Annotated in this window: 16 protein-coding genes and 1 pseudogene; 9 read left to right on the top strand and 8 right to left on the bottom strand. The window is 38.6% G+C overall.

Translation table 11 applies throughout. The features are described 5' to 3' along the window. Nucleotides 1-548 precede the first annotated feature (548 nt). Together QWY93_RS02795 and QWY93_RS02800 are read left to right on the top strand one after the other, a co-directional pair. Nucleotides 549-1,154, top strand: coding sequence for a hypothetical protein (locus tag QWY93_RS02795; protein WP_290246669.1), 606 nt, complete (start codon nt 549-551; stop codon nt 1,152-1,154). Between the two features lie 79 nt (nt 1,155-1,233). Further along, nucleotides 1,234-2,145, top strand: coding sequence for an AAA family ATPase (locus tag QWY93_RS02800; protein WP_290246670.1), 912 nt, complete (start codon nt 1,234-1,236; stop codon nt 2,143-2,145). Nucleotides 2,146-2,300: 155 nt separating this feature from the next. Here QWY93_RS02800 and QWY93_RS19660 read toward each other — a convergent pair whose 3' ends face one another. Genes QWY93_RS19660 through QWY93_RS02820 form a run of 5 tightly spaced genes read right to left on the bottom strand, consistent with a single transcriptional unit; the run spans nt 2,301 to nt 4,626 of the window. Continuing rightward, nucleotides 2,301-2,462: a hypothetical protein gene (locus tag QWY93_RS19660; RefSeq protein ID WP_353959615.1), complete on the bottom strand. Its 162-nt coding sequence runs from the start codon at nt 2,460-2,462 to the stop codon at nt 2,301-2,303. Continuing rightward, complete coding sequence (locus tag QWY93_RS02805; RefSeq protein WP_353959616.1) at nt 2,447-3,016, bottom strand: NAD-dependent epimerase/dehydratase family protein; 570 nt, start codon at nt 3,014-3,016, stop codon at nt 2,447-2,449. The genes QWY93_RS19660 and QWY93_RS02805 overlap by 16 nt, the downstream gene beginning before the upstream one ends. 4 nt (nt 3,017-3,020) lie before the next feature. Further along, nucleotides 3,021-3,638 (bottom strand): thioredoxin family protein, encoded by a 618-nt coding sequence (locus QWY93_RS02810; protein ID WP_290246671.1) that lies wholly within the window; start codon nt 3,636-3,638, stop codon nt 3,021-3,023. Between the two features lie 39 nt (nt 3,639-3,677). After that, nucleotides 3,678-4,094, bottom strand: a complete 417-nt coding sequence (locus QWY93_RS02815) for a YkvA family protein (protein ID WP_290246672.1) — start codon at nt 4,092-4,094, stop codon at nt 3,678-3,680. Nucleotides 4,095-4,104: 10 nt separating this feature from the next. After that, nucleotides 4,105-4,626 (bottom strand): DUF7935 family protein, encoded by a 522-nt coding sequence (locus tag QWY93_RS02820; protein ID WP_290246673.1) that lies wholly within the window; start codon nt 4,624-4,626, stop codon nt 4,105-4,107. A 103-nt stretch (nt 4,627-4,729) separates the two neighbouring features. Between QWY93_RS02820 and QWY93_RS02825 the strand changes: the two genes are divergently transcribed. Together QWY93_RS02825 and QWY93_RS02830 are read left to right on the top strand one after the other, a co-directional pair. Continuing rightward, entirely contained in the window at nt 4,730-5,053 is a 324-nt protein-coding gene (locus tag QWY93_RS02825) for a HesB/IscA family protein (RefSeq protein WP_290246674.1), read from the top strand. Between the two features lie 262 nt (nt 5,054-5,315). Next, entirely contained in the window at nt 5,316-5,600 is a 285-nt protein-coding gene (locus QWY93_RS02830) for an Rdx family protein (RefSeq protein WP_290246675.1), read from the top strand. A 193-nt stretch (nt 5,601-5,793) separates the two neighbouring features. Here QWY93_RS02830 and QWY93_RS02835 read toward each other — a convergent pair whose 3' ends face one another. Beyond that, nucleotides 5,794-6,516, bottom strand: coding sequence for an MBL fold metallo-hydrolase (locus QWY93_RS02835; protein WP_290246676.1), 723 nt, complete (start codon nt 6,514-6,516; stop codon nt 5,794-5,796). A 57-nt stretch (nt 6,517-6,573) separates the two neighbouring features. Then, entirely contained in the window at nt 6,574-7,155 is a 582-nt protein-coding gene (locus tag QWY93_RS02840; RefSeq protein WP_290246677.1) for a Crp/Fnr family transcriptional regulator, read from the bottom strand. A gap of 466 nt (nt 7,156-7,621) precedes the next feature. On the opposite strand from QWY93_RS02840, the gene QWY93_RS02845 reads away from it, so the two are divergent. The 3 genes and pseudogenes from QWY93_RS02845 to QWY93_RS02855 all read left to right on the top strand — a co-directional run. Then, nucleotides 7,622-7,948: a hypothetical protein gene (locus QWY93_RS02845; protein ID WP_290246678.1), complete on the top strand. Its 327-nt coding sequence runs from the start codon at nt 7,622-7,624 to the stop codon at nt 7,946-7,948. 20 nt (nt 7,949-7,968) lie between these two features. Beyond that, nucleotides 7,969-8,844: a hypothetical protein gene (locus tag QWY93_RS02850; RefSeq protein WP_290248879.1), complete on the top strand. Its 876-nt coding sequence runs from the start codon at nt 7,969-7,971 to the stop codon at nt 8,842-8,844. Next, nucleotides 8,801-9,417: pseudogene (locus QWY93_RS02855) on the top strand (TolC family protein); the annotation flags it as partial. The gene QWY93_RS02850 and the pseudogene QWY93_RS02855, both read left to right, overlap by 44 nt. Before the next feature lie 241 nt (nt 9,418-9,658). Here QWY93_RS02855 and QWY93_RS02860 read toward each other — a convergent pair. Continuing rightward, nucleotides 9,659-10,579 carry a DUF5996 family protein gene (locus QWY93_RS02860; RefSeq protein ID WP_290246679.1) on the bottom strand — a complete coding sequence of 307 codons (921 nt, stop codon included), beginning with the start codon at nt 10,577-10,579 and terminating at the stop codon, nt 9,659-9,661. 731 nt (nt 10,580-11,310) lie between these two features. On the opposite strand from QWY93_RS02860, the gene QWY93_RS02865 reads away from it, so the two are divergent. After that, nucleotides 11,311-12,321, top strand: coding sequence for a hypothetical protein (locus QWY93_RS02865; RefSeq protein ID WP_290246680.1), 1,011 nt, complete (start codon nt 11,311-11,313; stop codon nt 12,319-12,321). Between the two features lie 422 nt (nt 12,322-12,743). Then, a complete protein-coding gene (locus tag QWY93_RS02870) occupies nt 12,744-13,331 on the top strand; it encodes a putative outer membrane beta-barrel protein (protein ID WP_290246681.1) in 588 nt (195 codons plus the stop codon). Nucleotides 13,332-13,429 lie beyond the last annotated feature (98 nt).

The following is a 13,429-nucleotide window of genomic DNA, read 5'->3' on the forward strand; positions in this document are numbered from 1 at the left end:
GGGCAATAATTATCCCTATTGATTTGAAGTGCATTTTTGTATGCATTTTGCCCTTTGACTAAAAACCGGGCCCTGGTTAATCCCCTCTTTTAAAAGCCATTGCTAATTCCGGACACCATCTGTCCAACACCATTTTTACGGTTTTCAAAATCCAGTTTTAGGAAAAAAGGTTTGGGTAAAATCACAGACTATAAAAAATGCTGTTTCAAAATTGCAAATTTTGCAAAAAGTCATAAATTCAGTATAAAATAACAAACAAAAAAAGAATTACCAGCAAGGAGTTACATCAACACCTTAAGTTTTATGGTAGCAACTAAAATATTGGTAAAGGGCAATAGATTACCTTGACCCTTTTATATTTCCCAAACGCTATTAAGAAGCATCCTTACGGGCACCTTCAATACCATTATGGCAAGGAAGCCAAAGATTCTTACCAAGTCGAAAGATAAAAATTAAACCAAGAGGTTTAAAGTAGGGCGCGCACTATTTAAAACAACTGGATATCAGCCCTTTACATATATTCACTTTTCCCTATTAAACACCAAACTATGGATCCTATTTCAATTGGCATAACTGTTGGCACAGCGGTGGTGTCACATTTAACAAAGGCCATCATGAAGAAGGCTGCAGACCCCGAAAAAGTGGCCAACGGGGTTAATTGGGTTTTCTCCGCCGTTTCCAACTTCTTAAAAATCCGTAAAAAAGAACAGGGGGTGAATACCCCTGCTCCTTTACCCCCTGAACCGGAAGCAGAACATGGGGAACTACCTGCAGAAATTGATGATCTGGAGGTGGAAGCCAAATCAACCGCAGTTAATGCCATTGCCAAAAAACTGGAACAGGAGGAGGCAATTCCCCTAGAAAAGGGAGTACCCTTGTTGGACCTAAAAGATTTTGAGATGGACCAATTGGCCTCGGAAACAGAAAGCCTTTTGAAGCAAATCAGTACCTACCTGAACAACCTTCACTTTGAAGAGGAAAAAGCCGCACAATTTGGCGGAGTTACCTTTGCCCCTCCAATTGTGATGAATACAATCCGAATTCAACAGCAGGAGGTTGCCAAACGGGTGGTTCGTTTGAATCAGTGCATGCAAAAAGCCTACGGGGTAGCTGCACCTGATTTGGAAGTGCTTATTGCAGCAAGCCAGAACTGACTTTAAAATGTCTTCTATCTCCTCTATCACCAGCAAACACAAGAGCCATAGCTCCGCCACAATTAACCTGTCGCAGCAAATGGCAAAATACCAGCAACTGCGTCTGGAGGAAAAAAAATTACGGGAACGGGTGGATTATTTAGAAAAACAGGTCGCCCTAAAAGGCCCCTTGGCTGTAGAAGTTGATCTTGCCATGTTACTGAAAGAAGAAAGCAACAAATTGGCCTCACTACGTCAATCCCTTGATGCTAAAGAGAAGGAACTGGTAAAACTACAAGACCTACCTGAAGAGAATCGTTCAACCATACAAACAGAACGTCTGGAGCAATTGATCAGTGATTTAAGGGCAAAAGAAGAACAAGCTTTGATCCTTCAGGACAATATTAATTTTTTGGAAGAAAAACAGGCTCAATTCGGAATTGATGTCCAATTAAACTTATCCAATGAGCTAAAACTGGCCCGGGAAAGTTTAGAAAAGGTACAAAATCAACTGAAAGCCCTAAAAACGGAACTTGTGAACCAATGGCATTTTGACCCTGGCCAAATGGAGGATTTTGATTCCCTTGCCCAGGAAAAGATATTGGAATTGGCGGCAAAGCTGGTAGACCGTCGAGAGAAAGAGCTGGAAATGCAACGAAAAACAGTGGGAGACCAATATAATGCCATGATAACCGATACCTTGGAAGAGCTCAGAAAAGCCGTGTTTTCGGGTGCTGGAAACGAGGTAATCCGCAAATCTCCAACGGAATGGGAAATTAAAATAAGGGGTAGTTTTGGAGGCGTATCAGTATCTTTCAATTTCAATCACAATAATCAACCTTCCTCCCTGATATGTACCCATCGCCATCATGATGGCCATACACTTGCTAAGAGATCAACCGACTTATCCCGCCAAAACTTGATCAGATTATTTATGGATATTTTTTGGAAGAAAAAGAAATGGTGGCATTTCTGGCACACCACTCCAACCCTGCCAGATAGCTGGAAATGAAACAGGAATTCTCATCAGAACTTTTTTAGCCTTTCAACCCTTAAAAATGTCACTCTCTCAGCGCTCCAAACTAACCGGGCCAGTTGATGGGGATTCCAAACCCTAAACCACTTACAGGGTTTGATGGCCCATCTCTGAATGCTTTCAAAAACTACTCAAAAAATCTGCATCTCTTTAGAAGAGATAAACTTCACTTTTTCCCTTTCATCATTAAGGGCCTGGTGAACCATGGCTTTGGCTACTTTGTGATCGTAGATGGGCTTATATTTTCTGAAAAGTCCCAAAGCAGTAATGGCTCCCGCTAACACCTTTCCCACATCTTCCCAAAGCGGGATTCCTTACGGTGTCCCAAAAGGATTGAAGGCCGGAAAATGCCCAGGTATTGAAATGGGATGACTTTCAGGTCTTCCTCCACTTCACCTTTTACCCGGTTGTAAAAGAATTTGGATAATTGATCTGCCCCCAGAGCACTGACATACAAAAACTTGCTTGCTCCCCAGCTATAGGCCCAGCGGGCAAAGTTGATCACATAATCATGATCGATTTTATAAAATTTATCCCTGGACTTGGCTTTTCTGATGGTGGTCCCCAAAGCACAAAAAGCATGGATTACCGCTTCTTTATTTTCAAGGGCCCGGACGATGGCCTGGTTTTCCCCGCCAATATCCTTTTCCCTCAATTTGTCCAAAAGGCTTACCTGGTTGATCTGATCAAAATCCACCACCACCTGCACCAGCTTGGGATGCTTGATGGCCAGTTCCCTTCGGGAAACAGATATCACCGCATCATAGGCTTTTTCCTGGAACAGTTGATGCAAAAGCTGCATCCCTATAAGTCCAGATCCCCCGGAAACTAATGCGATGGTCATCATGGTTCTAATTTTTGTTGGTCAAAAGGCTTAAAAACTCCTTTTCCAAGGTACTGTTTTTATCTTTTGCATACCACAGGTGAATGGACTTTTTGAACTCCTCCGAAGTCATGCTCTCAGGATTGGCTTTATAGTCCAACATTTTTTGTTGCACTACCTGCGGCCTTGGTCCCCAGGTAAATTGCTCCTCTAAGGTATCCTCTTCCAAAGCCACCAATTTGGGAATGGACCTTCCCCCATTGGTCAGGTATTGGTCCATGACCCCGGGATTTTCATCCCTGAGTAAGTATCTTATTTTGATATTTTCGTTGTGGCTGGCAAGCTTTTCAATATAGGGGATGTTTTGGGCAGCATCCCCACACCAGGCTTCGGTCAGGACCAACCAAACCTGTGGGCTGTCCACTTCTTGAATGGCTTCCTTGATTTCTTCGCCCACCTTGGCTGTCTTATCCCAGCGTTTCATCCTTTGGACATTAATGCGGGTATAGTCCAGCATAGTTTCGGAATGATTGTCCCCAGTGGTTTTATCCTCTTCCAAAAGTTGGTCAATCAAACCTCTGTAATCGGCATAATTCATTGCTTGGTCAATCAGCTCAGGACTGATCGAAGAAGTAATGGTACTCATAAAATGGATTTTGGTTTTTCAGGAACTAACAAAAAGGAACTACTCCTTAGTTCTCTCCCAATCCAAAAAATCTTGAATATCCTCCTGAATGCTTTTATAAACGGCCAACATTACCGTCACATCATCTATATAGCCCAAGCCCATGATAAAATCAGGAATAATATCCAATGGGATTACAAAATACAAAAGTCCCAAAACCAATAGCACCAATGATTTTCGGGAAAACGCCCGATAATCATTGTGATAATAAGCTTTGATCATGCGAACTAACACATAAATTTGCTCTTTTGCGTTTTGGAAATATGGGCTATGCGAAACTTGGTCCAGCTTCTCGGAAACCTGATGAAGCAACCTGTTTAATTTGGCTTTGTTTTCCGCAATGGCTGTAGCCTTTTGATGATAGAGAATTTTGGCCTTGTCCAAATAGGCCTCAGTATTTTCTTTCCAGTTTGACATATACTTCTTTTTAAAAATAAACCCTGATTTCAGACTTTACTTTGTTTAATGCAAAAGCAATGCTATCGTTTTTTTGTTCCAAGGTGATCTCGAAAATCCTTTTGGCTAGGTCAATGCCCCGGGAATCCTGGTCTATATCCTGGGAAGCCCTATTGATAACGGTTACTATATCCTCCACGGCTTTTTTCACGGCTTCCCAGGTTTCATCGGAAAAATAAACCTGCTGGGAAAGGTTATGGTTAAACTCTTCCCGCACCTCTGAAAGCAGCAGACTGTGGAGTTCCGGTGCCGAATAAGCGTGATTACTTACCCTTCTGACCAGGTTGTTTGGAGTCAGACGTTCCAATAACAGGCATAGCCTTTCACCTGCCTGCAACCTCACAGGGAGCACTTTTTCCATGTTTTTCGTTTTCAGCTCCACCAACTTCATATCCCTGTCCTTTTTTAAAAATGAGACAGTCACCACATACATGCCATATATGACCAGCCCTGCAGGCAAAATAATTTTTAACAAATCGGTAAGGTATTCCATTGCTTAAAATTTATTATACCCGAATATCTAAAATATTTCAAAGAGAAGTCGATAAAATGTCATTATTTTTGAACTTGAAAGCAATTTAATGACTTCTTAGGATATGCAAATTCCAATTTCCATCACCGACAAAGCCCATCAAGAGATACAAAACATCATGAGTACCAAGAACATTCCCTCCGAATACTCTCTCCGGGTTGGTGTAAAAGGCGGAGGCTGTGGGGGTATGGCTTATGCTTTGGGTTTCGACACAGCCAAAGATGGGGATCAGGAATTTGAGTACAGAGGCATTCCCATCCTGATCGAAAAAAGACATGTGATGTTCCTAATGGGCATGCAAGTTGATTTTTATGATGGCAACGATGCCCGGGGATTTACCTTTGTTAATCCTGATTTGCCCAAAAGACATGATGTGGAAGAGGGTTGATTGGGTACTGGCTACAAGGTATTAAGTACAAAGATTAAATGATCTAAACTTATCGGGCAATAGTATTTTTTTGAAATATTTGGAATAAAAAGTAGTCGGTATTTTAGACCATATTGCATTTTTTTTCTTCTTTAGATTCTGAAAAAGATACTAAGTTAGATTATACAAAAGTGCCTCGGGAGAAAAATATTAACCAAGGTATTAAGAATTGAAATGGCATTTCACGCTATTTTAGACGAGTTTCAGTAAAATGACAATTGTTATGGATAATCAGGTAGAAATCCAATATTGCACCCAATGCCGATGGATGCTAAGGGCCGCCTGGATGGGTCAAGAATTACTGACCACCTTTGAAAAAGAAATCAATGGACTTACCCTGAAACCCGGAACAGGTGGAATTTTTGAAGTAAAGGCCAACGGCAAATTAATCTGGTCAAGAAAAGAGGAAGGCCGATTTCCGGAAATCACCGAATTAAAACAATTGGTCAGGGATGTCATTGCCCCTGAAAAGGACCTGGGCCACTCAGACAGAAAGAAAAAGAGCTGATGGGTTTAAAACTTTAGCACTTAAACTGGGACCTGAAACTGAAGTTGGGAGATTTCGGAAAGTTTAGGCCCAAGTGATCAGGAAACTTGGACCAATTTTACTTTCACATCCCTATTCCAAATAGAAAATACTTTCATTTTGACTAGTTTTGAATACCTATTAGGCAAGGAGGTATTTTGTTCCCCAACTGATCTCACCTGACTTTTTTGAATTTTCTATCATAAAATTTCACCAGCTGATTCCGGGTAATCGGCTTGCCGTGCCCCAGGTAAAAGTGCTCGCAATTTTCAGACAGCAACTTTTCAAAACTCCCTTTTAAGTCCTTTAGATTGTCATGGAAGGGGGGATATTTTACCCTTGAATACCACATAACTCCCCCAATCAAAATCCCAGAAGCCACCATGTCCATGATGATAGCATTTCCATTTTCCAATACAACGGATAAGGATCCAGGGGTATGACCAGGAGTATGGATAACTTTCCCTGCAATCCCCCATTGATTCAAATCATATTCCTCCTGATTTTTCAACAAAATATCCGGCTGCAGGGAATAGGTCTTCATATCTTTTATCAACCACCTGAAGGCATTCCAGGTCCAAAGGTTGGGTTTCAAAGTGGCTTGATTGGCTTGACCGGAAAGGTAAAAAGCTTCATCCAACTGATGTGCCAATACTGGGACCTTCAGCATCTTCTTGAGCTTCCCTGCACTTCCAAAATGATCCACATGACAATGGGTGACGATAATTAATTGAATATCACCTTTATCAATTCCCCTTTCTTTTAACTGATCCAGTATCTTATGGGCACTATTGGGCAAGCCGGTATCAACCAGGATATGGCCCTTTTTGCCTTTGATAAGAAAGCAATTGATCATATCTGCAGGCAAAATGGAAATGGGGAGAATATTTTCGTCCATAGTTTTTTATTTTTTTTTAAAACTATGGGCACCAAAAGCCTAAAAAAATCACATATGTTATTTAATGTCCGCCCTGATCCTGCTAAGAGACTGGGGTTTTACCCCAATATAGGAGGCCAAATACTTTACAGGAATTTCCCCAACCAATTTGGGATCGGATTCCAATAATTTTTCATACCGTTCTGAAGCAGACCATTTTTGCATTCCCAAAAGTCTTTGCCCCATTTTGAGAATATATTTTTCATAGACCCCTTTACAGAATTCAGGCCAGTGCAGCACTTCCTTGAATAAATTATTATATCCCTCCCTGGATATCTTTAATAACTCACAGGAGGTAACACATTGGATGTTTTCATGAGAAGGAATCTCTTTCAGAAAACTTTCAAATGACGCCATTAAATCCCCTTCCCCTGCAAGGCTAGTTGTCACCTCCTCCCCTGTTTCATTGACATGATAGGTGCGGACATACCCTTTTACAATAAAATACAAATGACGGGAGGTCTCCCCACTCTTCATTAAATGCTCATTTTTGCCTTTGGAAATAAAATTAAAAGAAGACTTGATCAATTCTTTTTCTGGGGGGGAAAGCTTTATTGAATTTTCAATTTTTTGCTCAAGCAAATAATGAGGATCTTTCATAAACTAAAAAAAGCAGCTAATTACAATCACCCAATATTAGTATATTTCCATGGGCAAACATAACATGTGAGTTTGAAATGATTTGTGACTAACCTTATTAGCTATTTAGAAATAATTAAATGAATCCCACAGGGATGCACTTTCGGGCAATTATTGCATCCATATCAGAGCAAATCCCTAGGAGCAATAGCTGCTTAACCTCTAAAATCAAAATTCAGTATACTGAAAGAAGGCTTTTAACCAGTTTTTAATAAAAAAAAGCGATTTTTTTTATTTCCTTATGAGCATTCAGCTTTCAACAATTGGACAGCCTCCGGTTCAGCAAATACATCAACCATAATAATTATAACTATTTGGATTATCAGGTTTTTCAACTTGATGTATTATGACAATTAATTGGGTATTGATCAGTTTTTCATCCCACATCCATCATTGTTCTTTTTTAAGGTAAGAGAGAAATTTAGGAATGAAATTAATTATAACCACTTTAATCGGCCTTCATGGCCTGATCCATATAATGGGATTTGTATCGGCTTTTCACCTGGTAAAAATCCCTAATTCCCCCATGCAGATCAGCAGGCCTTGGGGAGTATTATGGATGTTGGCTTCCTTGTTGTTTTTCATAATGGCAGCAGGTTATGTTTTGCAATGGGAAAATTGGAGCCTTTACGCTTCTTTAGCGATTATAGTCTCCCAAACCCTCATTTTCAAGTTTTGGAGGGATGCCAAATGGGGAACGCTGATCAATGTCCTTTTAGCCGTCTTATTGATTTATAACTTATATTTTTTCTAAGTCTTTAAAATACGTTTTATATGGGAGGACCTGTGGTGACAAAATCAAATAAATGGTATGGCATATCAATACTCTTGGGAATATTGGTTGTTGCTTCCAGTTTATTGGGCATTATTGATCCTAAAATTTACTCGCAGGAAACGGAAAACTGGAAATTGCAGGCAATTGGCCAGGATATAGGCAATCTCTTTGCCGTAATTGTTTTTATTTTTAGCACCCATTTTTCAAGAAAAGGCTCCCGTTTTGCATTTTTTGTCTGGACTGGATCCCATTTATATTTTATATATGCTTTCCTCCTTTATGCATTTTTTGTCCATTTCAATTACCTGTTTCTGGTTTATGTTTTGATCCTGAGCCTTTCCTTCTTTTCCCTTTTGGCAGGATGGATAAAAATTGACTATAGCCCATCAATGCATCAAACTCCCCAAAAATGGTCAAAAATAACAGGGGTTTTTCTTATTGGAGTAGCCTGCCTTTTTGGGATATTGTGGTTGTCTGAGATCATTCCGGCAATCATTTCAGGTAAAACTCCGGAAAGTGCCCTGCTTGCTGGCTTGTTGGTCAATCCTGTTCAGGTTATCGACCTGGCATTTGTTCTGCCCGGAATGTTAATTACCGGTGTACAGCTATGGAACCAGAAGACCTTAGGTTTTCTTTTTTCAATTCCCTGGTTAAGTTTTGCAGCCCTGATGGGCTTGAGCCTTATGACCGTAATGGTAATTGAACTTGGTAATGATAATATGAATGCTTTGCCTTCCTTAATTTTGATGGGCATTATTGTTATTTTCAGTCTGATTTTGGCAGTAAGCATGAAAAAACATGGCCCTGAAGATAACTGGGAAAATCAACTAGGAACTCAATATTATACTTCAAGAATTGGAGATCGCCAAAAATGAAGTCAGGGTTAGAAAAGGAGAATATTTGCCCTTTGTAGATCTGAAAGCCGGTGCAGAAACCGAAAAGGTCGGCAGATATACCAGCCAGTGAGCCAATGATGCTAACACCGAAATCAAACCGGGAAGAGAATTTCCCGAACCTTTACCGGATTTCCTTGTGGGGGCTTTTGCCAATTGGGAAATGGATAACTGGCATAAACTGCGTAATGCTAAAAAGTCCGCCTTTGCTGAATACTTGGCCACCATAGAAGGGAAAAATTTTATGGTGACCAACCTGGTGGCAGAGATCGCCAATTCCTATTATGAATTGCTGGCGCGGGACAATCAGCTCACCATCGTAAAAAGAAATATTGATATCCAGAGCAATGCATTGGAAGTCGTTAGACTTCAAAAAGATGCTGCAAAGGTTACCGAATTGGCTGTCAAAAAATTTGAAGCAGAGGTATTCCATACCAAAAGCCTTCAATATGATATCCTGCAAAAAATCACAGAAACAAAAACAAGTTAAACTTTCTGGTAGGCAGGTACCCACAACCCATCTCAAGAAGCACAGATGATTTCAGTGAAATGGTTGAAACCAAACAACAGCAAATGAGTGCTAAAGTCAACATTTACCAAGCCCTGGGGGGTGGATGGAAATGATTTAAACAGGGGAAATTGATAGGCTTTTACTTAAGATAATTACCAGCATCAGCCAAACTAAAAACCATTTTGCAGGGTTGCGAAATGGTTTTTTTATTCATTATCAAAAGAACCAAATTAAGTTAGAAAGATTGAAAAGTTATAATAGCCATATTAAAGATATGGGTAAATCTTAATGGAGTGAATAAACTTTTTCAAGTTTTTGCCTGTCCCATTTGGCCAGGTTAGCCCCTGCTTTATATGTGCTATGAAGAAAATCCGTTACCATTTGGGAGGGATTATTTGATTCCTGCAATTCCTTATAGGGAAGGATAAACTCTCCCAAATCCTGATGGTAAAAAGCGCTGTCCGGTTTGATAGTGGCATTTTTTAAGCCCTCAGGTTCAGGGTACATATAATTGTAAAAAGCTGCCTGAGGGAAAAAGCCATTTCCCGGCCAAAATCCGCAACTACTTACCTCCTGGGAATAAGCCTCCTGGGTCACCCTGTCAGGCAAATGCGGAATTCCCCCTGGATGCAAGGGGGCTTCTCTTCCAGAGAACCTAGTTACCGCCAGGTCAAAGCCGCCCCAGAAAAAATGGACGGGACTGCATTTCCCAATAAATTCAGACCTAAACTGGATAAATATTTCGTGCGCATTGAGCAATACTTGATGCAAATCAGTGGCATATTGAGGATTATAGGTGGAATGTCCCTCATCGAGATGGAAAGGCACTGGATTTTCCAATTCATTGGGTAAGGGGTTAATTTCACATTCAATATCCAAATCCTTTAAAATGGAAAAGGTCTTTTTAAAACAAGACGCTACAGAAAGGTTTTTCAGGTCGATTCGCTGTTCCTCATTTTTGCTGGTGATGATTTGCAAATAATGGTTGAGAAAATCAAAATTGATCTGAAAATGCTTTTCCGGGTATGGAATGTCACCTGTGGTCAGCCCAAATGGCGTAACAAAAAAGGTAATGTGCCATGAATGATTGATCCATGGAAGCCGTACCAATTTAATCTTTCCTACAATTTGGGTCCACATATGGATGGTTTCGTAAGTTTCCTTCGCTTTTTCAAACGATAGTTCGGGCCAGGATTCACTTTTCATAACGCTAAAATTTTAATCAACAAAATAAAACAAAAGCCACTCCAAACACTTTTTAAAACCTCAAAATCAGATACTTATTTAATTTAACAAATTCTACATAAATTTTGCAGCCAATTGGAATATATACTGACTCCAATCCCTAAACTTTAGTTTTCGTGACGGCAGGATAATGTTCTGAGTATGATTTTTGGATTAAGGGAATCCAATTAAAAAATATTCCATTTTGCCCATGGAGTTCCTGGCCTTTTTTGATTTTTGAGTTTGCAGGAATATCCGCGGATATTCCTAATCAAGGAATAATTGAGGCGACTGGAAAAATGCTGGGGAATAGAAAAAACCTGAACCAGAAGAATTGGCCCATTAGGATTAATTCTCCCTATATTTATAAGAAATGGATTCATCTACCAGGTTCCTTTTTCACCCTCTTATTGAAGCCCATTTGATTAGTTTTTAAACTCATCAACCCTAATTATCAGGGATTTTCATTTTTGGCCCTTACAATCTTCACTGGGAATAATTTATATATAACTCCAATAAAAACTAATCAAAAATTAAACCTTTTATATATTTACACCACCTACAAAACGAATTTTAAAACTTATTTTTTGCTATTTGAATCATTATAATTTCCCACCATTTCATTTTTTAATTAAATTAGTAAAAGCCCTTAAAAAACTTCCATTATTGATAATTGGTTCTCCGAGGTAATTAATTTTTAATAAGCTCATTCTATGGATTCCCTTAATCACTTTCAGTTGCTTTTTTTTGACCAAATCAAGAGGAAGATACCCAAACAAACGTCTTTGGTGGATGATATTTCCACCCACCTAAATATTAGCATTGATAGTGCTTACAGAAGATTAAGGGGAGAAAAGGAAATGTCTTTTTCTGAAATCATTAATCTTGCTAAAACATATGATGTGTCACTTGATTCCATTGTAAGTAATTATTTTAATGAGGTAAGTTTTACTTATCACAGTTTTTCAGATCCTGGATACACACTTAAAAAATACCTGGAGTCAATATTGGGTCATTTAGAGTTTTTGAAAACCTCAAATGAAAGAAAGCAGATGATTTACCTATCAAAAGACTTTCCCATTTTTCACTATTTTCGCTATCCCAAAATTTGCACCTTTAAAATGTATTTTTGGCAGCGATTCATTCTTAATGACCCCAACTATACCAATACTGATTATAATTTTGAGGTAATTCCAAAGGAATTACTCCACCTCTCTAATAAAATCTATGGACTTTATGATGAAATCCCAAGTATCGAAATATGGAACAGGGAAACGGTAAACAGTACTTTAAATCAAATTGAATTTTTTCATGAGAGTGGGTTATTTACAAACCATCAGGATGTCATCTTATTACTTGAGGAATTAATCCTGTTGCTTGAAAGCATTGAAAAAATGGCGGAAAGAGGTTCGAAAAAGCAAGAAGATGATAAGGTTGAAAATGATTCATTTTCCAATTATGAACTTCATTATAATGAAGTGACCATAGGGGATAATACTATTTTTTTCAAATTGGGAGATGATCGGAAGATTTCATTTATTACCGCCAATGTTTTAAACATACTTAAAACCACAAATGAAAGATTTTGTGCAGACGTGGAAGCAATGTTGAGTAATTTATTGATGAAATCAACCAAAATAAGCGTCTCTTCCCAGAAAATCAGAACTAAATTTTTTAAAATTCAATATGATAAAATCAACAATCTAATTTCCATTCTCCGCTGATTCCAGTAAAAATGGATTATTGAATCATTTAAAAACAACTACTGAATCCGAGGCAAAAATCAATTTTCCAAAGTTATTCTATTATTGTTCCTTGCCAATTCCCCTTCTATTTTTAAGGTTATAGTAAAAAATGCTTTTTCTCTACCAATAAAGGCCTCTCCTAGCAATCTAGACTAAATTTAACCCATTTCACTATCACTTTTCAAAGCCAGATCCACCGACAATCTGGTAATTTTACTTATACATTAATTACTTAAAGCCCCCAACAAAAGTTTGGGGAAATTGCCCTTAAACCTGGAATTCCGGTTCCTGGAATTGGGAAAATCAAGAATTGTAATGAATCTATTTCTCAATCAAAGGAAATCTCCTTTAAAGCAGGATATAGAAGACAAATAATTTAAAATACTGTAAACCAGAACATAATGAAAACATTGAAGGTAATTATCATCAGTTCATTTGTGATGTTAAGTTCAGTAATGATGGCATTTTCACAAACTGAGAAAGGGAAGTTTTTCTTGGGTGGTGAAACCAATTTAAATTTCACATCAATGAACTCTGAATTAAAATTTGGTGAATTTACGGAAGACACCGGAAAAACTTCAACCTTAGAGGTATCTCCTAAGTTTGGAAAATTCATTGTTGATGACTTGGTATTGGGATTAGAAATTCCGATCGCTCATTATGCTTATACCCCCCCATCAGGGAATAAATCCAAATTAACAACCTTTGCTATCGCACCTTTCGGAAGGTATTATTTTGGTCCTCCAAACCCTGTAAAACCCTACCTACAAGGAATGGCTGGTTATGGGATCATTGAAACCAATGGAGGCGGCGATTCAGGTTCTATACTTCTTTATGAAATTGCTGGTGGAATTGGAATTTTCTTAAACGAAAAAGTGGCATTAGATATTCAATTAGGTTATGGCTCTACCAATTATGATTATGACGGGGATTATAAAGAGGTATTAAACGGATTAGATCTTGGCTTAGGTTTTACCATCATAATGTAAAAAAACCCATTTAGGGGTTTTATAAAAAATGTTTTATTTTTTTGATGAAAAATTAAATACTAAATTTTGTATGGCCCGGGCGCAAACCCTGGGCCATT

Origin of the sequence: Echinicola jeungdonensis (assembly GCF_030409905.1) — a bacterium.
GTDB lineage: Bacteria > Bacteroidota > Bacteroidia > Cytophagales > Cyclobacteriaceae > Echinicola > Echinicola jeungdonensis.